The sequence below is a fragment of the Mycolicibacterium wolinskyi str. Jessa 2025 genome (genome assembly GCF_049241375.1).
GTDB lineage: Bacteria > Actinomycetota > Actinomycetes > Mycobacteriales > Mycobacteriaceae > Mycobacterium > Mycobacterium wolinskyi.
Window position 1 is genome coordinate 2,818,119 of the sequence record NZ_CP185960.1, and the last position, 20,962, is coordinate 2,839,080.

At 68.2% G+C, this 20,962-nt stretch carries 20 protein-coding genes and 1 pseudogene; 14 read left to right on the forward strand and 7 right to left on the reverse strand.

Annotated features, from left to right (window positions below):
• Window positions 1-70 precede the first annotated feature (70 nt).
• The 4 genes from ctaC to ACOI2T_RS13915 all read left to right on the forward strand — a co-directional run bounded on the left by ctaC (window position 71) and on the right by ACOI2T_RS13915 (window position 3,144).
• Window positions 71-1,108 carry an aa3-type cytochrome oxidase subunit II gene (gene ctaC / locus ACOI2T_RS13900; RefSeq protein WP_409501635.1) on the forward strand — a complete coding sequence of 346 codons (1,038 nt, stop codon included), beginning with the start codon at window positions 71-73 and terminating at the stop codon, window positions 1,106-1,108.
• A gap of 9 nt (window positions 1,109-1,117) precedes the next feature.
• Window positions 1,118-1,537 carry a cytochrome c oxidase subunit 4 gene (locus tag ACOI2T_RS13905; RefSeq protein WP_085149224.1) on the forward strand — a complete coding sequence of 140 codons (420 nt, stop codon included), beginning with the start codon at window positions 1,118-1,120 and terminating at the stop codon, window positions 1,535-1,537.
• Between the two features lie 186 nt (window positions 1,538-1,723).
• Complete coding sequence (locus ACOI2T_RS13910; protein WP_067855395.1) at window positions 1,724-2,611, forward strand: MmpS family transport accessory protein; 888 nt, start codon at window positions 1,724-1,726, stop codon at window positions 2,609-2,611.
• Entirely contained in the window at window positions 2,611-3,144 is a 534-nt protein-coding gene (locus ACOI2T_RS13915; RefSeq protein WP_409501636.1) for a DUF2561 family protein, read from the forward strand. The genes ACOI2T_RS13910 and ACOI2T_RS13915 overlap by 1 nt, the downstream gene beginning before the upstream one ends.
• A 235-nt stretch (window positions 3,145-3,379) precedes the next feature.
• On the opposite strand, the gene qcrB is transcribed toward ACOI2T_RS13915, so the two are convergent.
• The 4 genes from qcrB to ctaE are packed head-to-tail and all read right to left on the reverse strand — an operon-like array spanning window position 3,380 to window position 7,714.
• Entirely contained in the window at window positions 3,380-5,023 is a 1,644-nt protein-coding gene (gene qcrB / locus ACOI2T_RS13920; RefSeq protein ID WP_409501637.1) for a cytochrome bc1 complex cytochrome b subunit, read from the reverse strand.
• Complete coding sequence (gene qcrA, locus ACOI2T_RS13925; RefSeq protein WP_409501909.1) at window positions 5,020-6,180, reverse strand: cytochrome bc1 complex Rieske iron-sulfur subunit; 1,161 nt, start codon at window positions 6,178-6,180, stop codon at window positions 5,020-5,022. The genes qcrB and qcrA overlap by 4 nt, the downstream gene beginning before the upstream one ends.
• A gap of 56 nt (window positions 6,181-6,236) precedes the next feature.
• The gene (qcrC, locus tag ACOI2T_RS13930; RefSeq protein ID WP_067855577.1) at window positions 6,237-7,043 is read right to left on the reverse strand and encodes a cytochrome bc1 complex diheme cytochrome c subunit; all 807 of its coding nucleotides are present in this window, start codon (window positions 7,041-7,043) and stop codon (window positions 6,237-6,239) included.
• Between the two features lie 59 nt (window positions 7,044-7,102).
• Window positions 7,103-7,714 (reverse strand): aa3-type cytochrome oxidase subunit III, encoded by a 612-nt coding sequence (gene ctaE, locus ACOI2T_RS13935; protein WP_085149234.1) that lies wholly within the window; start codon window positions 7,712-7,714, stop codon window positions 7,103-7,105.
• 113 nt (window positions 7,715-7,827) lie between these two features.
• Here ctaE and trpD point away from each other — a divergent pair, with 113 nt between their 5' ends.
• A complete protein-coding gene (trpD, locus tag ACOI2T_RS13940; protein WP_409501638.1) occupies window positions 7,828-8,922 on the forward strand; it encodes an anthranilate phosphoribosyltransferase in 1,095 nt (364 codons plus the stop codon).
• On the opposite strand, the pseudogene ACOI2T_RS13945 reads toward trpD, so the two are convergent.
• Window positions 8,860-10,641 (reverse strand): annotated as a pseudogene (locus tag ACOI2T_RS13945) (DEDD exonuclease domain-containing protein); the annotation flags it as partial. The gene trpD and the pseudogene ACOI2T_RS13945 sit on opposite strands and share 63 nt — an antisense overlap.
• Window positions 10,642-10,750: 109 nt before the next feature.
• On the opposite strand from ACOI2T_RS13945, the gene ACOI2T_RS13950 reads away from it, so the two are divergent.
• The 4 genes from ACOI2T_RS13950 (at window position 10,751) to pimB (ending at window position 14,288) form a co-directional block, all read left to right on the forward strand.
• The gene (locus ACOI2T_RS13950) at window positions 10,751-10,993 is read left to right on the forward strand and encodes a hypothetical protein (RefSeq protein WP_067855416.1); all 243 of its coding nucleotides are present in this window, start codon (window positions 10,751-10,753) and stop codon (window positions 10,991-10,993) included.
• 152 nt (window positions 10,994-11,145) lie between these two features.
• Entirely contained in the window at window positions 11,146-12,294 is a 1,149-nt protein-coding gene (gene ripC / locus ACOI2T_RS13955; RefSeq protein ID WP_409501639.1) for a peptidoglycan hydrolase RipC, read from the forward strand.
• Window positions 12,263-13,114, forward strand: coding sequence for a peptidase (locus ACOI2T_RS13960; RefSeq protein WP_409501640.1), 852 nt, complete (start codon window positions 12,263-12,265; stop codon window positions 13,112-13,114). Before ripC ends, ACOI2T_RS13960 begins: the two co-directional genes overlap by 32 nt.
• Before the next feature lie 31 nt (window positions 13,115-13,145).
• Complete coding sequence (pimB, locus tag ACOI2T_RS13965; protein ID WP_409501641.1) at window positions 13,146-14,288, forward strand: GDP-mannose-dependent alpha-(1-6)-phosphatidylinositol monomannoside mannosyltransferase; 1,143 nt, start codon at window positions 13,146-13,148, stop codon at window positions 14,286-14,288.
• On the opposite strand, the gene ACOI2T_RS13970 is transcribed toward pimB, so the two are convergent.
• On the reverse strand, window positions 14,289-16,097 hold the full coding sequence (locus tag ACOI2T_RS13970) for an AMP-dependent synthetase/ligase (RefSeq protein WP_409501642.1): 1,809 nt from the start codon (window positions 16,095-16,097) through the stop codon (window positions 14,289-14,291).
• 93 nt (window positions 16,098-16,190) lie between these two features.
• Between ACOI2T_RS13970 and ACOI2T_RS13975 the strand changes: the two genes are divergently transcribed.
• The 5 genes from ACOI2T_RS13975 to ACOI2T_RS13995 all read left to right on the forward strand — a co-directional run bounded on the left by ACOI2T_RS13975 (window position 16,191) and on the right by ACOI2T_RS13995 (window position 19,600).
• Window positions 16,191-16,580 (forward strand): polyketide cyclase / dehydrase and lipid transport, encoded by a 390-nt coding sequence (locus ACOI2T_RS13975; protein ID WP_409501643.1) that lies wholly within the window; start codon window positions 16,191-16,193, stop codon window positions 16,578-16,580.
• Window positions 16,581-16,684: 104 nt separating this feature from the next.
• The gene (locus ACOI2T_RS13980; protein ID WP_067855583.1) at window positions 16,685-17,122 is read left to right on the forward strand and encodes an SRPBCC family protein; all 438 of its coding nucleotides are present in this window, start codon (window positions 16,685-16,687) and stop codon (window positions 17,120-17,122) included.
• Window positions 17,115-18,395: an ArsA family ATPase gene (locus ACOI2T_RS13985; protein ID WP_409501910.1), complete on the forward strand. Its 1,281-nt coding sequence runs from the start codon at window positions 17,115-17,117 to the stop codon at window positions 18,393-18,395. Before ACOI2T_RS13980 ends, ACOI2T_RS13985 begins: the two co-directional genes overlap by 8 nt.
• The gene (locus ACOI2T_RS13990; RefSeq protein WP_067855585.1) at window positions 18,392-18,778 is read left to right on the forward strand and encodes a hypothetical protein; all 387 of its coding nucleotides are present in this window, start codon (window positions 18,392-18,394) and stop codon (window positions 18,776-18,778) included. The genes ACOI2T_RS13985 and ACOI2T_RS13990 overlap by 4 nt, the downstream gene beginning before the upstream one ends.
• Window positions 18,779-18,874: 96 nt before the next feature.
• Window positions 18,875-19,600: a lysophospholipid acyltransferase family protein gene (locus ACOI2T_RS13995; protein WP_085149249.1), complete on the forward strand. Its 726-nt coding sequence runs from the start codon at window positions 18,875-18,877 to the stop codon at window positions 19,598-19,600.
• On the opposite strand, the gene ACOI2T_RS14000 is transcribed toward ACOI2T_RS13995, so the two are convergent.
• Entirely contained in the window at window positions 19,597-20,886 is a 1,290-nt protein-coding gene (locus ACOI2T_RS14000; RefSeq protein ID WP_409501644.1) for a glycosyltransferase 87 family protein, read from the reverse strand. The genes ACOI2T_RS13995 and ACOI2T_RS14000 overlap by 4 nt on opposite strands.
• Window positions 20,887-20,962: the final 76 nt, after the last annotated feature.

A 20,962-nucleotide genomic window follows, 5' to 3' on the forward strand; every position in this document is an offset into this window, starting at 1 on the left:
ACGCTGCGTAGTATTCGCTGAAATGACTGACCGCTCGCGGTCGTGAAATACCGATCTAGGAGGCGCAAGCGTGACACCTCGCGGGCTTAAGGCGGTGGCCAGGGCGGCGTTGTTGTCAATTGTCCTCGGTGGCTCAGCACTACTGCTGAGCGGCTGCAGCTGGTCGGACGCGCTTGCGCTCGGCTGGCCGACCGGCATCACCCCTGAGGGCAAACTCAACCGCGAGCTCTGGATCGGCTCGGTGATCGCCTCGTTCGTCGTGGGCGCCATCGTGTGGGGGCTGATCTTCTGGTCCAGCGCCTTCCACCGGAAGAAGAAGACCGACACCGAGCTGCCGCGCCAGTTCGGCTACAACATGCCGCTCGAGCTGGTGCTGACGGTCATCCCGTTCCTCATCATCTCGGTGCTGTTCTACTTCACCGTCGTGGTGCAGGAGCGCATGCTGCACAAGGACCCCAACCCCGAGGTCGTCATCGACGTGACCGCCTTCCAGTGGAACTGGAAGTTCGGTTACCAGAAGATCGCCTACGCCGACGGCACCTTCAACTACGACGGCGCCGATCCCGAGCGCAAGGCCGCGATGGAGTCGCGTCCCGAGGGTGAGGACGCGCACGGACACGAGCGCGTCGGCGCGGTCCGCGGGCTCAACCCCGAAGACCGGACGTATCTGAACTTCGACAAGATCGAGACGCTGGGCAGCTCGACCGAGATCCCGGTGCTGGTGCTGCCCGCGGGCAAGCGCATCGAGTTCGTGCTCAACTCCGCAGACGTGATCCACGGCTTCTGGGTCCCGGAGTTCCTGTTCAAGCGCGACGTGATGCCCGATCCGAAGGCCAACAACTCCGACAACGTCTTCCAGGTCAGCAAGATCGAGGAGACCGGCGCGTTCGTCGGGCGCTGCACCGAGATGTGCGGCACCTACCACTCGATGATGAACTTCGAGGTTCGCGTGGTGGAGCCCAACGACTTCGAGGCCTACATCGACCAGCGCAGCGCGGGCAAGACGAATGCCGAAGCGCTGGCGGCGATCAACCAGCCGCCGCTGGCGACGACCACCAAGCCGTTCGATACCCGACGCGGTGAAATGGCACCGCAGGCGAGCAAGTAGGGACACCTCATGCATATTGAAGCTCGGCTGTTCGAGATCCTCACCGGCTTCTTCGCGCTGTCGGCCGTCGTGTACGGCGTGCTGACCGCGATGTTCGCCAACGGCGGCGTGGAGTGGGCGGGCACCACCGCGCTGGTGCTCACCACCGGCCTCACGCTGATCACCGGTACGTTCTTCCGCTTCGTGGCCCGCCGGCTCGACACCCGTCCCGAGGACTACGAGGACGCCGAGATCAGCGACGGCGCCGGCGAACTGGGCTTCTACGCGCCGCACAGCTGGTGGCCGATCCTGATCGCGCTGTCCTTCTCGACCGCGGCCGTCGGTGCCGCACTGTGGCTCCCGTGGCTGCTCGTGGCAGGCATCTGCTTCGTGCTCTTCTCGGCCGGCGGCCTGGTCTTCGAGTACTACTGGGGCCCCGAGAAGCACTGACCCGCTGGGCCGATGCTCGCCCGCCGCCTGGTCAAGGTCACAATCGAGGCACCAGTTCACTCGACACCGGGACTGCCGGAGTCACTGACGCCTGCCGGTTGGGTAATGTTGCCGGGGCACTGTCATCCGTGAACGGTACTGACCGTCCCCGTGTGACAGTGAAGCAGTCGAGAAGGATAGGCGTAGATGAGCGGGCCGAATCCCCCAGGACCGGATGGCTCCGGTTCGGATTTGCCGGATCAGCAACCGGGGAAGCATTCTGCACCCGAGGAACCCACGCAGGTGGCCGGGACCGACCCGAACACCGGCGAGACTGAGTTCTACTCGCAGGCGTACTCCGCGCCCGAGTCCGAACAGTTCACGAGCGGGCCATACGTGCCGGCCGAGCCCGGGCTGTACGACTACGACAGCTACGACCCGGTCACCGAGCTCGTCGACCAGCCACCGCCGCCGCGCTGGCCGTGGGTCGTCGGTGTCACCGCCATCATCGCCGCGATCGCGCTCGTGGCGTCGGTCGCCGTGCTGGTGACGCGCGACGACGACACCACCAATCTGGCCACGCCGCAGCCGAGTACGACGACGTCGGCACCGCCGTTCCAGGACGAGATCACCACGACGACACCGCCTCCGCCGCCGCCACCTCCGCCACCGACCTCGGAGGAGCCGCCACCACCGCCCCCGGAGACCGTGACGGTGACCGAGCCTCCGCCACCACCGCCTCCGCCGCCGAGCAGCGAGGCGCCACCGCCACCGCCGGCGACGACGACAACGCCGCCGCCGACCACCACGACCGCCCCGGCGGGGCCGCGCCAGGTCACCTATTCGGTGACCGGCACGAAAGCCCCTGGCGACATCATCACCATCACCTACGTCGACGGGAACGGTAACCGGCGCACGTTGCGCAACGTCTACATCCCGTGGACGTTCACGATGACGCCGATCTCCAACTCCGACGTCGGTTCGGTCGAGGCATCCAGCCTGTTCCTGGTGAGCAGACTGAACTGCTCGATCACCGCGAGTGACGGAACGGTGCTGTCGTCCAACGCCAACAACTCTGCGCAGACCGCCTGCTGATGACCGGCCCCAACACCGAACTGAACAACACCGACCGGATCCTGCTCGGCGCGTGTGCGGTCGCTTGGCTGGCCGCATTGGGGGCTGCCGTCGCCGCCGTCGTCGCCCTGGTCGACCTCGGCCGCGGCCATCCGCAGGGTGAGGAGTCCGCGGACACACCGTGGTTGCTCTACACCGTCATCGGGATATCGGTCGTCGTGATCGTCGCCGCGGTGCCGTTGCTGCTGCGGGCGCGTGCCCAGGCCGACAACCGTCAGCCGGTGCGCGCGCCGGTGCGACGCCCTCAGCCGCCGAGCCGCTACGGCTTCGACCGCGCCGCCGCTGCGGTCGAGCAGGTGTGGCTGCGTTTCGCGCTGTCAGCCGCATGCGCCATCGGTGTCGCCACGGCCGCAGTCGGATTGGCCACGTATCTCATGGCCACCGACAACGACGTGGCCGCGTGGTGCCTGTACGGGCTTGCCGGCCTCATCACCGTCGGTATGGTGGCCCTGCCGATCCTGGCGGTACGTCAGCTCGATCAACTGTCGGCCTAGCCCTCAGGTGGGGCTGCAGCCGGCAGTCCCGTCGCTATCGCCTGGAGATGGCAGGGTAGGGGAGGGGCGCATAGCGCCACGGCGTTGTCGACCGTCGAAAATCGCCCTGGCGCAACATACGTGAGCCGCGATCTGTGCGATCGGCAGCGCACGTTCACGCCGACGCCAGATACGACAATCGCCGCAACCTCTTCGGGAAGAGGTTGCGGCGATCGGGTGAATCTACCGGGGACGGTCAGTGGTGACCGTTGGGCTCCCCGTTCTCGTGGATACGGTCCTGGTGCTCCTTGAGTGCGGTGAGCGCCTTGCGTTCGGACGCGTGCGCCGCCTCGGTGATCGCCTCGTGCTCGACCTCGGGATCGGCGAACAGGAAGCTGCCGGTGCCGGGTGCGCCGCCGGAGCCGAGCTTGTTCATCCGCTTCGGCAGTGCGGCGCCCTGGTATTCGAGCGGGATCGGGTGACCGTGATCGTCGACCGGGCCGAGCGGCTGGTGCAGTTCGACGTAGGCGCCGTGCGGCAGTCGCTTGATGATGCCGGTCTCGATGCCGTGTTCGAGCACCGCACGGTCGCTGCGCTGCAGCGAGATGGCCCAGCGGTAGGCGATGTAGTAGACGATCGCGGGCAGCACCACCATGCCGATGCGGCCGATCCACGTTGTCGCGTTCAGCGAGATGTGGAACTTCAGCGCGATGATGTCGTTCATGGCCGCCAGGGTCAGCACCATGTAGAACGCGATCGCCATCGCGCCGATCGCGGTGCGGACCGGTGCGTCACGCGGGCGCTGCAACAGGTTGTGGTGTGCGTTGTCGCCGGTGACCTTCTTCTCGATGAAGGGGTAGGCGATCAGTAATGCGAACACCAGGCCCATGATCACCGCGACCCAGACGACCGCGGGGATCGTGTAGCGGCCGAAGGGGTAGAACTCCCAGGCCGGCCAGATACGCGCCAGGCCTTCGGTCCACATCATGTAGAAGTCCGGCTGGCTACCCGCCGACACCTGAGAAGGCTTGTACGGACCCAGGTTCCAGATCGGGTTGATGGTCAGCAGGCCACCCATGAGGCCGAGCACGCCGGTGACCATCGCGAAGAACGCGCCCGACTTGACCGCGAACACCGGCATGACGCGCACGCCGACGACGTTGGTCTCGGTGCGGCCGGGGCCGGGGAACTGGGTGTGCTTCTGGAACCACACCAGCGCGAGGTGCGCACCGATGAGCGCCAGGATGATGCCCGGGATCAACAGGATGTGCAGGGCGTACAGGCGCGGGATGAGGATCTCGCCGGGGAAGTCACCGCCGAACAGCGCCCAGTGCAACCAGGTTCCGATGATCGGCATGCCCAGCGTGATGGACGACAGCGCGGCGCGCAGGCCGATGCCGGACAGCAGGTCGTCGGGCAGCGAGTAGCCGAAGTAACCCTCGAACATCGCCAGGATCAGCAGCAGTGAGCCGATCACCCAGTTGGCCTCACGCGGGCGCCGGAACGCGCCGGTGAAGAAGATGCGCGCCAGGTGCACCATGATCGAGGCGGCGAACATCAGCGCGGCCCAGTGGTGAATCTGGCGGACGAACAGACCGCCGCGCACCTCGAAGCTGATGTCGAGTGCGGACTCGTACGCCCGCGACATCTGAACACCCCGAAGTGGTTGGTACACACCGTCGTAGGTGACGTGCGCCATCGACGGGTCGAAGAACAGCGTCAGCCAGACACCCGTGATGAGCAGCACGATGAAGCTGTACAGGGCGATCTCACCCAACAGGAACGACCAGTGGGTGGGGAAGACCTTGTTCAGCTGCCGACGTACCGCCGCGGACGGGTGGTAACGCGAATCGATCGCATCACCTTGTGCGGCTGCCATCTTGGCGAGGTCAGGGCTCATGATCTGCGCTCCCAGAATGCCGGTCCGACGGGCTCGATGAAGTCACCGTTGGCGACGAGATACCCGTCTTTATCGATGGTGATGGGCAGCTGCGCCAACGCGCGCGCAGCCGGACCGAATATGGGCTTTGCGAAATGCAAGGCGTCGAACTGAGACTGGTGGCACGGGCACAGGATGCGGTAGGTCTGCTGCTCGTACAGCGACGAGGGGCAGCCCAGGTGCGAGCACACCTTGGTGAACGCGAACAGCTCACCGAAGTTGAAGCTCTCCTGGCCCTTGCGCTTGACCACTTTGTGCATGTCAGCCGGCTTGATGCGGATCAGCATGACCGGGTTGCGCACGCCCATGGCGATTTCGGTCAGGTGATGCTCGGACTCGACGGTGGTGCCGTCGCCGTCGGACTCGCGCCACGGGAACACGGTCTCCATGCCGCCGGCGTCGATGTCCTCGGGCCGCATCTTGACGAACGGCGACGAGCCGGGACGTCCGGTCGCGCGGGCGAGGTAGATCGTCTCGCCGTGGAACCGCGGGGTCCAGCCCGACGTCCACAGCACGGCCTTCTTGCCCTCGGCTGTCGGAACCACGGGCTTCCACGGGTTCTTGATCAAGCCGCCGATGAACGCCACCAGCGTGCCCGCGCCGAACGCGCCGAGCCCGATGCCCAGCGACAGGCCGACGAGCTTGCGGCGCTTGATCGTCGAGCCTTCCAGCGCATCGGTGAGGTTCGCCGCGACCGTCTTGCGGTGCAGCTCGGGGGAGGCGCCGTCGTGGCGCTCCTGGACCGAGATCTCCTCGGGGATGAACTTCTTCTGGAACAGCACCGCGCCGATGCCGATGGCCAGGATCGAGAGCCCGAACGTCAGGCCGTACAGCGGGGTCGCCAGCGAGTAGAGGAACTCACCCTCTGAGCCGAAGGGCTGGTACTCCCACGGCCAGAAGATGAAGACCAGGAGCAGCGCCAGGCCCGAAAGACCGCCGAGCACAAGCCAGTACGCGACCGTGCGCTCCGCGCGCTTCTCGGCTTTGGTGCCGGGTACCGGCCAGCGCGGCTCCTTGAAGATGGTCTCGACGCCGTCCATCTTGCCGCCGAGGTCGACCAGCTCCTCACGCGACATCGTCGCGAGCTGCTCGTCGGTGGGCTGGCCCGGGGCACCCATCTGACCCGGGGTGTCGGTTCCCTTGACGTCGCCGTTGTTGTCCGGGATGTCCTGGCTCATGCTCGTGATCCGATCCACATCGCCACGCCGATCGCGGCAACCATTCCGATAATCCACATCGCCATACCTTCGGGCGCGGGCCCGAAGCCGCCGAGGCCGTAGCCGCCGTAGCTGGGAGTCTCGGCCGATTCGCGGACGTAGGCGACGATGTCCTTCTTCTCCTCGGGCGAGAGCTGCCGATCGGAGAACTTCGGCATGTTCTGCGGCCCGGTCAGCATCGCGGTGTAGATCTGCGCCGGATTGGCGTCGCCGAGATCGGGTGCGTACTTGCCGGAGGACAGTGCGCCGCCCTTGCCGGTGAAGTTGTGGCACGACGCGCAGTTGAGGCGGAACAGGTCGCCGCCGCGCGCGACGTCGGAGCCGATGAGCGACTCCTGGGCGACGCCGCCGTGCTCGTCGCGGAGGACCGTCGGGCCCCCGCCGTTGGCCTGGACGTAGGCGCCGAGCGCGTCGATCTGCGACTCGTCGAAGTGTTCGGGCTTCGAGGGCGCCTGGGCCTCACCGCGCATCGCGGGCATACGGCCGGTCGACACCTGGAAGTACACCGCCGCCTCGCCGGTTCCGATGAGGCTGGGGCCACGGTCGGGAACACCCTGCAGGTTCGCGCCGTGGCACGACACGCACGACGTCTCGAACAGCTGCTTGCCGGTGCGCAGCAGCGCCGACTGTGATTCGTCGGCCACCGCGACCTGCGGTGTCGGCGTCAGCGTGGCCGCAACACCACCCGCGACTGCCAGGCCGATCAACAGCAGTAGGCCTGCTGACAATCGCCGACGTAGCCGACGGCGCGACTTGCTGGTCATCGAACTCCTTCTCATCGGAGGAATCGGCGAGCCGATCATGGAACGCATCGGCGAGCCGATCATCGAACGAAGTAGATGGTGGCGAACAGCGCAATCCAGACGATGTCGACGAAGTGCCAGTAATACGAGACGACAATCGCGGCGGTGGCCTGCGCAGGCGTGAACTTACTCATCTTCGTGCGGGCCAGCAGGAAGATGAAGGCAACCAGGCCGCCGATCACGTGCAGGCCGTGGAATCCGGTGGCCAGGTAGAAGACCGACCCGTAGGCGCTGCCCGGAATCGTGGTGCCGTGGTCGACCAGGTGGATGTACTCGTATCCCTGGCCGAGTACGAAGAACAGGCCCATCAGGAACGTGATCACGTACCACCTGCGCAGGCCGAAGACGTCGCCGCGCTCGGCGGCGAAGACGCCCATCTGGCAGGTGAACGATGACGCGATGAGGACCAGCGTCACCGGTACGGCAAGGGCCAAATTGAGTTCGGTTGGCTCGGGCGGCCAATCACCAGCAGCCTGGGCGCGCGCGGTGAAATACATCGCGAACAGTCCAGCAAAGAACATCAACTCACTGGAAAGCCACACGATGGTGCCGACACTGACCATGTTGGGTCGGTTCAGCGAATGAACGCGCGACGTGATGGCGGTTCCCGAGGTACCTACAGCGCTCGTCACATCCGCAAGTATGACGCTTTGTAGTTGTCGAACTCCACCCGGGTCGAGCAATTGGTCGGATTCGTGTCGGGATGCGTCCGGGTGGTATGGGCGGCGAGCGATAGCATTCGGCGGTGACATCCGGATCATCGCAGCTGTCCCCGTCCCAGTCCGGCCCAGACTCGGCGCCGTCGTGGCCGCGTATCCTCGGCCGGCTCACCACGAGGCAGAGCCTGCCCAACGGTCACGCGGCGTGGGCGATGGACCAGATGATGACCGGCGTCGCGACCCCGGCCCAGATCGCCGGCTTCGCGGTGGCGATGAAGATGAAGCGCCCGACCTCGGCCGAGGTTCGCGAACTCGCCGACATCATGCTGTCGCACGCGCGCCGGGTGCCGACCGATGAGATCGGCACCTCGACGGTCGACATCGTCGGCACGGGCGGCGACGGTGCCAACACCGTCAACCTGTCCACGATGGCTTCGATCGTCGTCGCCGCGTGTGGTGTCCCGGTGGTCAAGCACGGCAACCGGGCGGCGTCGTCGCTGTCGGGCGGTGCCGACACCCTCGAAGCGCTCGGCGTCCGGATCGATCTGGGGCCCGACGAGGTCGCCCGCAGCGTCGCCGAGGTCGGTATCGGGTTCGCGTTCGCGCCGCAGTTCCACCCGTCCTACCGGCACGCCTCGGTCGTGCGCCGCGAGATCGGGGTCCCGACGGTGTTCAATCTGCTTGGGCCGCTGACCAATCCGGCGACCCCGCGGGCCGGGCTGATCGGCTGCGCGTGGGCCGACCTCGCCGAGGTGATGGCGGGTGTGTTCGCCACCCGGGGGTCGAGTGCGCTCGTGGTGCACGGCGACGACGGCCTCGACGAGCTGACCACCACGACGACGAGCACGATCTGGCGCGTTCAGGCGGGCACGATGGAGCGGCTGACGTTCGATCCCGCCGCGTTCGGGTTCGCGCGGGCCGAGATCAGCGAGCTGGTCGGCGGTGACGCGGCCGCCAACGCCGCGGAGGCGCGTGCGGTGCTGGGCGGGGCCAAGGGCCCGGTGCGTGATGCCGTGGTGCTCAACGCCGCCGGTGCCATGGTGGCCCACGCGGGCCTAGCCAGCGACGCCAAGTGGGTCCCGGCGTGGGAATCCGGCCTGGCGCGCGCCACCGAGGCCATCGACTCCGGTGCGGCCGAACAACTGCTCTCGCGCTGGGTGCGGTTCGGCCAGCAGCTCTGAGCGCTCCAGCTGCCGGGCGGCCATCCGGGCCGAGCGAGCCGTCGCGGCCCACTGCGCGTGGCGGCCTGCCGCGCCGATAGGACACGCGTAGCCGACCTCGGTGCGCACGATCCGCACCCCGGGCGACGCCAGCCAGCGGGCGATGAGCGCGGTTTCCTCCACCAGTGCGCCGCCGAGCGGTCCGGTCGTCGGCAGAACGACTTGGGCGCCCGCACAGATCGCGTCGACGACCGGCATGGGCGGCACGCCGCGCGGTGCGGTGCCCGCGCCGGCCAGCTGCCCGTGGCGGATCACCGCGAAATGCCAGCCGCCGTTGCCGTCTGCCCGCGCCGCGACGAACTCGGGCAATGCGGCCAGCGCGGCGAGCCGCTGCCCGCGCCACAGCGCCTCGATGGCCACCGCGGCGTGGTCGCGTACCCGCGCCGCCGTCTCGTACCGGCCTGTCGCAGCCAGATCCTCGACGTGGGCCAGCACGGCGACCAGCACGGCGTCGTCACTGCCGTCGATGAGAGCCGCGGCCCGCAGGCAGGCGGCCGCGTAGTCGGCGGCGCGGGCGCCCTGCGGCGCCGGGCACGGTGAGAGCTCGCGTTCGGGGCAGTGGTGGGCCGCCGCCGCGCCGAACCTGGCCGTGCAGGTCCGCATCCCGGTGAAGCGGGCCAGCAGCGCGGCGGTGTCGATCGCGTCGGACCGTGCCGAGAACGGTCCGAGCGCCGTGCGGTGCTTCGGGTTTCGCACCGTCGACAGGCGCGGGAAGGCTTCGTCGGTCAGCGCCACCCACCACCATCGCTGCGGCGATTTCGACCGGCGGTTGTACGGCGGTGCGTGGGCGGCCAGCAACCGCAGTTCCCGCACGCCTGCCTCCAGATCGTGGGCGCACTCGACGTGATCGACCGCGCATGCCAGCGAGGCCATCTCCTTCATCCGGGCCCGGGGGTCGGCGCCGGTGAAGTACTGCCGCACCCGGCGCCGCAGATCGACCGCGGTGCCGACGTAGAGCACCTCGCGCGACGGCCCGCGGAACAGGTAGACGCCCGGGCGGTTCGGCAATCGGTCGGCCAAGGCCTTGTTGCGCCGCTGGGCCGGTGTGGTGTCGGGCAGATACGACTTCAGGTCGGCATAGGTGTGCACGCCCTGATTGCCGACCCGCTCGATCAGCCCGTGCAGGACGTCGACGGTGGCGCGGGCGTCGTCGAGCGCCCGGTGGGTCGGGGTCGTGGTGGCGCGGAACAACTGCGCCAGGGCGGAGAGCCGGACACTGGGCGCCTCGTCGCGCGTGAGGACCCGCCGTGCCAGGCGCACCGTGCACAGCACCGGGGGACGCGGCCAGTTGAGTTGTGCGCGTTCGGCTGCCGCCCGCAGGAACCCGATGTCGAACCCGGCGTTGTGGGCGACGAGGACCGCGCCCCGCGAGAATTCGAGGAACGCAGGCAGCACGGATTCGATCTTCGGCGCATCGCGCACCATCGCCGACGTGATGCCGGTGAGTTCGACGATCTGCGGCGGGATGGCCCGGCCGGGGTCGACGAGCGTGCCCAGCTCACCCAGCACCTCGCCGCCGCGGACCTTGACGGCGCCGATCTCGGTGATCGCGTCGTACGGGCCGCCGGGCTGTGCCGGGGTCGCCCGCCCGCCCGTGGTCTCGAGGTCGACGACGACGAACGTGGTGTCGGCGAGGGATACGGCATCGAGCTCGAAAGCCAGTTGCCCGCCGTCGCCCATGCCGATGACGGTAGGGACAGCCACCGACAGCGCTCGGGCGACACGCTTGTCGGTAGCCGGCGATACCGTGCGCGCAACACCGATCGAGAGGACGGTCAAGATGAGCGGAATGCGGCAGGGCGGCAAGCCCGGCGGCGGTCACGGCGACTCCGGCAGCGTGATCATCGACTGCGACGACTGCGCGGTGCGCGGGCCGGGGTGTCAGGACTGTGTCGTGAGTGTGTTGCTCGGCGTGCCCGAAACGTTGCTGGACGACGAACGCAAGGCGCTAGAAGTGCTCGCTGACGTGGGGTTGGCGCCGCGGCTGCGGCTCGTTCCGATTCACCGGAACGGTGCGTCCGGGGTCGCCTGACGACACGCATCCGTTGTCGCACAGGAAAATATGCCCGTGGGGCTGTTAAATTTGCATCTCCTGTTGGACAACCCCGATGCCGTTTCGTAACCTATCTGAGACCTAAGAGCAGTTCGAGGCGGCTCGCTAACGTCAGTTGTGAGGACGAAAACTTGAGGCACGACCGCGCGCACCGGCCCACAAGTCGTGTCAAGCGACCCCTAGCAGGTGCGATAGCGGTCTTGACTTTACTGTCGGGATTTCTCGCCGGCAGTGTGCAGGCCGATCCTGCCGAGGACGCTTTGGCAAAGCTCAACGAGCTCTCGCGACAGGCCGAGCAGACCACCGAGGCAATGCACTCGGCGCAGCTGGATCTCAACGAGAAGCTGGCAGCTCAGCAGGCGGCGGAGAAGAAGCATGCCGATGACCTGGCCGCCGCCGATCAGGCGAAGGCGCAGCTGGCAACATTCCAGGCGTCGGTGAACAAAGTTGCTGCCGCGCAGTACATGGGTGGCCGCACCTCCGGCGTCGACGCGATCCTGACCGCCGACTCGCCGCAACAGCTGATCGAGCAGCTCGCCGTGCAGCGCGTGATGGCGACCCAGATGTCGGCGCAGATGCAGAACTTCCGTTCGATCGGCGAGAAGGCCGCCGCGGCCGAGCAGGCCTCGGCGAAATCGGCCGCGGACGCCAAGACCGCGGCCGAGCAAGCCGCCGCAGTGCGCGCCGATCTGCAATCCAAGCAAAGTCAGCTGCAGGTCCAGATCGCGGTCGTCAAGTCGCAGTACCAGGCCCTCACGCCGGTTCAGCGCGAGGCGCTCGCGGCTGTCCCACCGGCCCCGGCCGCCCCACCGGCACCGGCTCCCGGTGCGTTGCCACCGGCCAACGATCCCGGCGTGCTCGCCGCCCCGCCGAACGGAATTCCGCCCGGCGACGTCGCGCCGCCCGAGGCCGCGATTCCCGGCGGTGCGCCCAGCGGCCATTCCTCCACTGTCATCCAGGCCGCGTTGAGCCGGATCGGTTCACCGTACTCGTGGGGCGGCTCGGGCCCGAGCGCGTTCGACTGCTCCGGTCTGGTGATGTGGTCGTTCCAGCAGGCCGGCATCTCGCTGCCGCACTCCAGCCAGGCGCTGGCCCGCGGCGGTCAGCCGGTCTCCCAGGACCAGATGCAGCCCGGCGATCTCGTGACCTATTACTCGGACGCCTCGCACGTCGGCATCTACATCGGCGACGGAATGATGGTGCACGCGTCGACCTACGGCACCCCGGTACGGGTCGCCCCGGTCAACAATGCGCCGATCTACAACGTCCGCCGGTACTGACGTCAGGTCTCGGCGCCCGGCTCTCGCGGTAGTGCTGCTGGCCGAAACCGGCCTTGCCGCAGCGCTCCTGGTGTCGCTCGCGTCGCCTGAGCCCGCGCAGGTGCCCACACCGCCCGGCGTACCGGCAGTTTCGACAACCCCTACCGCCGCTCCCGGGATGCGGCTGCCCGACGGTCGCACCGCCGCGCTTCTGGCGCTGGGGGGCAGGCACGCCGGTGCCGTACTGGACCGCATCCGTGCCGAGTTGCCCGGTGCCGTCGAGGCCGTGACGGCGTTCTGGGGCCCGGACTGGCGCAGGGACATCGTCATCGCGGTCGCGGCGTCGGATGAGCAGTTCCGGGTCTTGGCCGGGGGCGTCGGCGACATCGCGGCGACCACGACGGCCGAGCGCATCATGTTCGCGCCAGGGGCGGCCGCCATGAGTCAAGGGGCGTTGCGAATCGTGCTGCGCCATGAGCTGTTTCATTACGCCGCGCGGTCGCAGACCGCCGCCGACGCGCCCCGCTGGCTCACCGAGGGCGTCGCCGACTACGTCGGCCGCCCGGCGACCGACCGCCGCCCGCAGGATGCCGGCGCCCTCGGGCAGCTGCCCACCGATGCCGACCTCGATTCGCCAGGCGCCGCGCGGTCGCTGGCCTACGACCGCGCCTGGTGGTTCAGCCGCTATGTCGCCGAGACCTACGGGGTACCGACGCTGCGCGCGCTGTATGTGCGCGCGTGCGGGATCGGCCACCCGGATGTGGCGACCGCGGTGCGCGACACCCTGGGCGCCGATCTCGACGAGGTGGTCGCCGGTTGGCGTCGGTGGCTGAGCGGCTAGCCTGATCGCCGATGGTTACAAGGATGGCGCGATGACGCGGGTTCTGTTGGTCACCAACGACTTTCCACCGCGTCGCGGCGGCATTCAGTCGTACCTGGAGGCGTTCGTCGGGGAGCTGACGCGAAACTGTTCGCACCAGCTCACGGTGTACGCCCCGAAGTGGAAGGGGTGCGCCGACTACGACGCGGAAGCTGAGCGGGCGGGCTACCGGATCGTGCGCCATCCCACGACCCTCATGGTGCCCGAGCCGTCCGTGGCGATCCGCATGACCCGGCTGATCCGTGAGCACGACATCGAAACCGTCTGGTTCGGGGCAGCCGCGCCCCTGGCTCTGCTCGGTCCGTTGGCGCGTCGGGCCGGCGCGGGCCGCGTCGTGGCCAGCACGCACGGGCACGAGGTGGGCTGGTCGATGCTGCCGGTGGCGCGCAACGCGCTGCGCCGCATCGGCGAGGACGCCGACGTCGTCACGTTCGTCAGCCGCTACACGCGCGGCCGGTTCGCCTCGGCGTTCGGCCCGAACGCGGCGCTCGAACATCTCGCGCCCGGCGTCGACACCGACCGGTTCCAGCCCGATCCCGTGGCCCGCGCGCAACTGCGGGAGCGTTACGGGCTCGGCGACCGTCCCGTGGTGGTGTGCCTGTCGCGGCTCGTGCCGCGCAAGGGCCAGGACATGCTGATCCGCGCGTTGCCCGCGATCCGGCGGCGAATTCGCGACACCGCGTTGGTCATCGTCGGCGGCGGGCCGTACTTGGAGACCTTGCGGCGGTTGGCCGAAGACCACGACGTGGCCGACCACGTGATCTTCACCGGGGGAGTACCGGCGGCGGAGCTCCCCGCCCATCACGCGATGGCCGACGTGTTCGCGATGCCGTGCCGGACCCGCGGGGCGGGACTGGATGTCGAAGGTCTGGGCATCGTGTACCTGGAGGCCTCGGCCTGCGGGGTGCCGGTGGTCGCGGGCACCTCGGGCGGGGCGCCGGAGACCGTGCTCGACGGGCAGACGGGCACGGTCGTCGACGGCACCGATGTCGGTGCGATCGCGACCGCGGTCGGCGACCTGCTCGCCGATCCCGGCCGCGCGGCCGCGATGGGGGTCGCCGGCCGGCACTGGACCGTCGACAACTGGCAGTGGCGGGCCAAAGGTGCCCGCCTCGCCGAACTGTTGAGCGGCTAGCTAGCCGTACAGCGCGGCGATGTCGGTGGCGAACTTCTCGGCCACGACCTTGCGCTTGACCTTGAGTGTCGGCGTCAACTCGCCGGTGTCCTCGGTGAAGTCGACCGGCAGGATCCGGAACTTGCGGATGGCCTCGGCATGCGACACCGCCTGGTTGGCCTCCTTGACCGCCAGGTCGATCTCGGCGGTCAGGTCGGGATCCTCGGCGAGCTCGGCGACCGTCGCGCTCGCGCTCTTGCCGTTGCGCTCCTTCCAGCCCGGGAAGGCTTCCGGATCGATCGTGATGAGGGCGGCGATGAACGGCTGCTTGTCGCCGACGGCCATGGCCTGGCTGATCAACGGATGCGCGCGCAGCCGGTCCTCGAGCAGCGCGGGGGCGACGTTCTTGCCGCCCGCGGTCACGATGATCTCCTTCTTACGGCCGACGATGGTGAGGAAGCCGTCGTCGTCGATCGCGCCGAGGTCGCCGGTGTGGAACCAGCCGTCGGAGATCACCGCGTCGGTCTCGGCCTGGTTCTTCCAGTAGCCGTTGAACACCACGCCGCCCTTGACCAGCAGCTCACCGTCGTCGGCGATGCGCATGCTGTTGCCGGGCACGAGCTTGCCGACCGAACCGACCTTGAGCTCGCCGACCCGGTTGACGGTGATCGCGGCACTGGTCTCGGTCAAGCCGTAGCCCTCGTAGATGGACAGGCCGACACCGCGGTAGAAGTGGCCGAGCCGTTCGCCCAGCGGTGCGCCACCCGAGATGGCGGCATGGCACTCGCCGCCGAGCGCGGCCCGCAGCTTGCCGTACACCAGCCGGTCGAACACTGCGTGCTTGAGCTTGAGCACCAGGCCCGGGCCTCCGGTGTCCTGAGCTTTACTCCACTCGATCGCGGTTTCGGCCGCGATCTCGAAGATCTTGCCCTTGCCGTCGTTGCGGGCGTTCTGTTCGGCGGTGTTGTACACCTTCTCGAACACGCGCGGGACCGAGACGACGAGCGTCGGCTTGAACACCGCGAACATCGGCACCAGATTCTTGATGTCGCTGGTGAAGCCGAGCGTGACCTTGTTGGCGAAGGCCGCGATGGTGATGGCCCTGGCCAGGACGTGGGCCAGCGGCAGGAACACCAGCATGCGTTCGCCCTTGGCCAGTTGGGTCGGGAAGCACTCCTTGGCGCCGCGGATCTCGTAGAGCAGGTTCGAATGGGTCAGCTGGCAGCCCTTGGGCTGGCCCGTGGTGCCCGAGGTGTAGATGAGGGTGGCCGGATCCGCCGACCGGATGCCGGCCAGCCGCTTGTCGAGTTCGGCGGGGTCGACGGACTTGCCGGCCTCGGCCAGGGCTTGCAGCGCGGGGGTGGCCGAGCCGTCGATCGTGAGGACCGTGCGCAGACCGGGCAGGTCGCCTTTGAGCTGCTCGACCTTGTCGGCGTGTGCGTCGGTCTCGGCGAACACGACCGCCGCGCCCGAGTTCTCCAGGACGAACCGCACCTGCTCGGCCGACGAGGTCTCGTAGATCGGCACGGTCACCGCGCCCACCGACAGGATCGCGAAATCGATGATCGGCCATTCGTAACGGGTGGCCGACAGGATCGCGACCCGGTCACCGGGTTGCACGCCGTCGGCGATCAGACCCAGTGCTACCGAACGGATCTGACCGGCGGCCTCGGCGCAGGTCACATCGGTCCAGGCGCCATCGACCAGGCGGCGGAAGATGACATGATCAGGGTCGTCGGCCTCGTGGGTGAATACGGAACCGACGATGTTGTCGTGCTCGCCGACGGTGAAGGATGGCTGCACGCTGTATTCGGCACTGTACTCACGCACGATCTTGCCCTCCAGGCTTGTGTAGCGACTGTGCCGGTCAGCCTAGTCGGCCGGGCTGGGCCGCCGACGGCGCATGTGTGAAGCTATTCGGCGATGAACAGCATTCAGATCGCCGACGAAACCTTCGTCGCCGCTGATCCGGTGGCGGTGGGCGAGGCCGTGGCGGACCCTGCCAGTTGGCGCCGGTGGTGGCCGGATCTCGGGCTGGCCGTCGTCGAGGACCGGGCCGAGAAAGGCCAACGCTGGACGGTCACCGGTGCGCTCACCGGGACGATGGAGATCTGGCTCGAGCAGATGCTCGACGGGGTGATCCTCCATTACTTCCTGCATGCCGAGCCGTCCGGGGCAACGGCCTGGCAGCTGGCGCGCATGGACCTGGCGAAGATGAATCACCGTCGCCGGGTCGCCGGGAAGGCGATGGCGTTCGAGATCAAGCAGCGGCTGGAGGCGTCGCGTCCGATCGGTGTTTCCCGGCTGGCCTGAGGACAGGTTCCGGGGGGTCCGGGGCGGCGCGGGAGAGTAGATTTCTTCGCGGAGGCCCTAGGTAGGTCGTGTACCTCCGCGCAACGGGGGAGAAGGGCGTGCAGGTGGCGGACAAGACGGCGCAGACCATCTACATCGATGCCGATCCGTCGACGGTGATGGACGTCATCGCCGACATCGGTTCCTATCCGGATTGGGTCGCCGAATACAAGGAGACCGAGGTTCTCGAGACCGACGACGAGGGCTATCCGAAAACCGCCAGGCTCGTGCTCGACGCGGCGGTGCTCAAGGACACCATGGTGCTGGCCTACGACTGGCCGGCCGACCGCACGTCGGTGACGTGGTCGCTGGTGTCGAGCTCGCTACTGCGGTCCTTGCAGGGGGCATACCGGTTGAAGCCCAAGGGATCCGGTACGGACGTCACCTACGAGCTGTCGGTGGACCTGATCATCCCGATGATCGGCCTGCTCAAGCGGAAGGCCGAACGGCGGCTCACCGACACCGCACTGAAAGACCTCAAGAAACGAGTAGAGGCTGAGTGATTCGCCGTCGCCTGCCCAGGGTGCAGAGCCAGCCCGGATCAGCCTCTTCGTCGGTAAGGGCGGGGTAGGCAAGTCCACGCTGGCCACCGCGACCGCCGTGCGCGCCGCGCGGGCGGGGTCGCGTGTGCTCATCGTGTCGACCGATCAGGCGCATTCGACCGGAGACGTGCTGGGCATCAGCCTCGCGCCGACGGGGCAGCGGTCACCGACCCGGGTGCTGACCGACATGGAGTCCGGATTCGCCGACACCGGTGGATCGCTCGACGCGCTCGCTCTCGACACGCTCGCGCTGCTTGAGTCGCGCTGGGCCGAGATCGCTGCCACGCTCTCGGCGCGATTCCCGGAGTCAGATCTGGGAGATGTTGCCCCAGAAGAACTTTCGGCCTTGCCGGGGATACAGGAAGTGCTCGGCCTGCACGAGGTGGGTGAGCTGGCCGGCTCTGGGCGCTGGGATCACGTCGTGGTGGACTGTGCGTCGACGGCCGATGCACTGCGCATGCTGACCCTGCCCGACACGTTCGGCCTGTATCTCGAGCGGGCCTGGCCGCGACACCGGAGGCTCTCGGGCACCGCGGACGCTGCGACGGCCGGGATCGTGGCGCTGCTCGAGCGCACCGATGCCGGTATCCGCGAACTCTCGGCGTTGCTCACCGACGGATCGCGCGTCACCGCGCACCTGGTGCTGACGGCTGAACGGGTGGTGGCGGCCGAGGCGGCGCGGACCTTGGGCTCGTTGGCGCTCATGGGGGTCGAAGTGGCCGAGCTCATCGTCAATCAGATTCTCGTGCAGGATGATTCGTTCGAGTATTCGAACCTGCCCGCGCATCCGGCGTTCGACTGGTACACCGAGCGGATATCCGAACAGCAGGCGGTGCTCGACGAGCTAGACGCCACGATCGGCGATGTCGGGCTGGTGCTGGTACCGCATCTGGCCGGTGAGCCGATCGGTCCCAAGGCGCTCGGCGAGCTGCTGGACTGTGCCCGCAGGCGCGACGGGTCCCCGCCGCCCCGGCCGCTGCGGCCGGTGGTGGATCGGGAATCGGGATCCGGTCTCGATGCGGTGTATCGATTGCGGCTAGAGTTGCCCCAGGTCGACTCCGCCGGACTGACGTTGGGCCGGGTCGATGACGACTTGATCATCGGTGTCGGCGGTATGCGGCGCCGGGTCCGGTTGGCGTCCGTTCTTCGGCGATGCATCGTGACGGACGCGCAGTTACGGGGCAGCGAGTTGACGGTGCGTTTCCGTCCTAATCCGGAGGTGTGGCCGGCATGATTGGGTCTCATCCCGACCTCGGCCCCGAGCTGCGCCAGCTCGCCCAGTCCATTCTCGACAAGCTGGATCCCGCGGTGCGCGTGGCCGCCGCGCGGGCCGCGGCCACTGCCGCAGGCGGTCCCGGTAAGTGCCAGCAGGTGTGGTGCCCGGTGTGCGCGCTGGCGGCGGTGATCAACGGCGAACACCATCCGCTTCTCGGTGTGATCGCCGAGCACAGCGTCGCTCTGCTCGCGGTGATCCGCGCGGTACTCGACGACACCGACGGCACCGGGGGCACCCCGGGTCCCGACGGCGGACCGGATTCCCCGCCGCCGCCCGACGACTCGCCGCCGCCGGCCGGACCGGGCCGCTACCAGCACATCCCCGTCACCGTGCAGGAGTGAGGCCACCGGCCCGCGCGGGCGTCCTGTGGTAGCCACTACAACGCCTGGGTAAAGTTGGGCCAGAGCATCGTCCGGTGCGCCCAAGGTGGAGGGTCCATGTGGTATTGGCTTTTCAAGTTCATCTTCATGGGACCTTTGCTGTCCTTGCTCGGTCGGCCGAAAGTGACTGGCCTGGAGCATGTTCCGGCCTCGGGTGCGGTGATCCTGGCCAGTAATCACCTGGCCGTCGCAGACAGCTTCTACCTGCCGCTCGTGGTGAGCCGCCGGATCACGTTCCTGGCCAAGGCCGAGTACTTCACCGGGACGGGGATCAAAGGCTGGTTCACGCGCTGGTTCTACACCGTGGCCGGTCAAGTGCCGATCGACCGCACCGACGCCGATTCCGCGCAGAGTGCGCTGACGACGGCCGAGCGGATTCTCAGCGAGGGCAAGTTGCTGGGCATGTACCCCGAGGGCACGCGTTCACCGGACGGCCGGTTGTACAAGGGCAAGACGGGCCTCGCGCGGCTCGCGCTGCAGACCGGCGTTCCGGTCATTCCGGTCGCCATGATCGGAACCGATGTCGTGAATCCGCCCGGCAGCAAGATGTGGCGGTTCGGACGGGTCGAGGTCAGGTTCGGCAAGCCGATGGACTTCAGCCGGTTCGACGGACTGGCAGGCAACCGGTTCATCGAACGCGCCGTCATCGACGAGGTGATGTACGAGCTGATGCGGCTCTCCGAGCAGGAGTACGTCGACCTGTACGCGGCCGACGTCAAGGAGAACGCCGAGAAGGCCGAAGCGAAGCCCGCGTCGAGGATGCCCCAGACGGCCGCGGGCTAATTCCGGACCAGCGGCTCGGCCGCGATCGCGGCTCGGTCCCTGGCCTGCGACGTCGACGCGAAGCCGATCGCCATGATCGTCGCGAGCGCCCACCACACGTAGGAACCGCCCGCCAGTTGGCGCCACAGCGATGCCGTGGTCTCGCGGTGCTCGGGCATGAGCGTGATGGGTGTCCAGACCATCAGCGCGACGCCGGCCGCGGTCACGGCGGCCAGCAGTGCGTTGCGATGGCGGTAGGCCAGGATGCCGGCCACCAGCAGCGTGGGCAGCGTCCACACCCAGTGGTGCGACCACGACACCGGCGACACGACCAGGCCGAACATCGCCACGCAGATCAGCGCGAGCACCGACGACTCGTCCGCCGTGCTGCGCAGTGCCCGCCTGGCGGCCCACACCGTCAGCGCCAGCACCGCGAAACACGCCACCACCCACAGCGCGAAGCGCGGGCCCTCGCCGAGGCCGAGCCGTGCGAGGGCTCCGGCGATGTTCTGGTTGGTGTTGAGCGTCGCGGTCCCGATACGGTCGGTGTTGCGCACCGTCTCGGTCCAGTACTCCAGCGAATCCCGCCACGCCAGCACGAACCCGGCCAGCGTCGCGATGACGGCCGACGCCGCCGTCCGCAGCAGGGTGTGCACGTCGCGGCGCAGCAGGAAGTACAGCAGGAAGACCGCCGGGGTCAGTTTCAGTGCGATCGCCAAGCCGAGCAGCAGACCGCGGGGCCACGGCGTGCGCCGGGGGACGCAGTCGGCGATCACGAGCGTCATCAGCACGACATTGATCTGGCCGAACTCGAAGTTCGACCGGATCGGCTCCAGGTAGATCACCGCGGGCGCGACGACCGCCGCGGCCAGCCAGCACCGGCGCATCCACGCGGGCTCGGCGGTGATCGAGGTGTGCGGCCAGACGTCCAGGCGCGTCAGCACGATGACCGTCGAGACGATCAGCAACACCAGCGTCGTGACGGTGATCGCCGAGCTCGCGACCGGCAGCGAAAGCCAGGCGAACGGCGCGAACGCGATGGCGGCGAGCGGGGGATAGGTGAACGGGAGGTCCAACCCGCCCTGCGTGTGGAAGATGGCCCCGTCGGCGTAGAGCGGCCGGCCGTCCAACCAGGCCTGCCCGCCCATCCGGTACACGTCGATGTCGATGCGGTAGGGCACGCGGCCGAGCAGACGCCAACCGACCCAGACGAGCGCCGCGAGTGTCAGCAGCTGAAATATCCGCCACGCGATGGAGGGTGCCCAACCAGCCCAACCAGCCCCACCGGGCGACTGCCGCTTACTCATGTTCTCAACAGACTATCGGTGGCCACCGCGTCCAGCCGCATCCCCGGCCCCGACGCGCGCAGGTCGGCGTAAGTTT

Bases quoted from the DNA above. Each gene is read 5' to 3' on its own strand.
- ACOI2T_RS13905 (WP_085149224.1), top strand. From the start codon at position 1,118: ATGCATATTGAAGCTCGGCTGTTCGAGATCCTCACCGGCTTCTTCGCG.
- ACOI2T_RS13910 (WP_067855395.1), top strand. From the start codon at position 1,724: ATGAGCGGGCCGAATCCCCCAGGACCGGATGGCTCCGGTTCGGATTTG.
- ACOI2T_RS13915 (WP_409501636.1), top strand. From the start codon at position 2,611: ATGACCGGCCCCAACACCGAACTGAACAACACCGACCGGATCCTGCTC.
- qcrB (WP_409501637.1), bottom strand. From the start codon at position 5,023: ATGAGCCCTGACCTCGCCAAGATGGCAGCCGCACAAGGTGATGCGATC.
- qcrA (WP_409501909.1), bottom strand. From the start codon at position 6,180: ATGGGTGCCCCGGGCCAGCCCACCGACGAGCAGCTCGCGACGATGTCG.
- qcrC (WP_067855577.1), bottom strand. From the start codon at position 7,043: ATGACCAGCAAGTCGCGCCGTCGGCTACGTCGGCGATTGTCAGCAGGC.
- ACOI2T_RS13950 (WP_067855416.1), top strand. From the start codon at position 10,751: ATGCGGCAGGGCGGCAAGCCCGGCGGCGGTCACGGCGACTCCGGCAGC.
- ACOI2T_RS13960 (WP_409501640.1), top strand. From the start codon at position 12,263: ATGCGCCGATCTACAACGTCCGCCGGTACTGACGTCAGGTCTCGGCGC.
- pimB (WP_409501641.1), top strand. From the start codon at position 13,146: ATGACGCGGGTTCTGTTGGTCACCAACGACTTTCCACCGCGTCGCGGC.
- ACOI2T_RS13975 (WP_409501643.1), top strand. From the start codon at position 16,191: ATGAACAGCATTCAGATCGCCGACGAAACCTTCGTCGCCGCTGATCCG.
- ACOI2T_RS13990 (WP_067855585.1), top strand. From the start codon at position 18,392: ATGATTGGGTCTCATCCCGACCTCGGCCCCGAGCTGCGCCAGCTCGCC.
- ACOI2T_RS13995 (WP_085149249.1), top strand. From the start codon at position 18,875: ATGTGGTATTGGCTTTTCAAGTTCATCTTCATGGGACCTTTGCTGTCC.
- ACOI2T_RS14000 (WP_409501644.1), bottom strand. From the start codon at position 20,886: ATGAGTAAGCGGCAGTCGCCCGGTGGGGCTGGTTGGGCTGGTTGGGCA.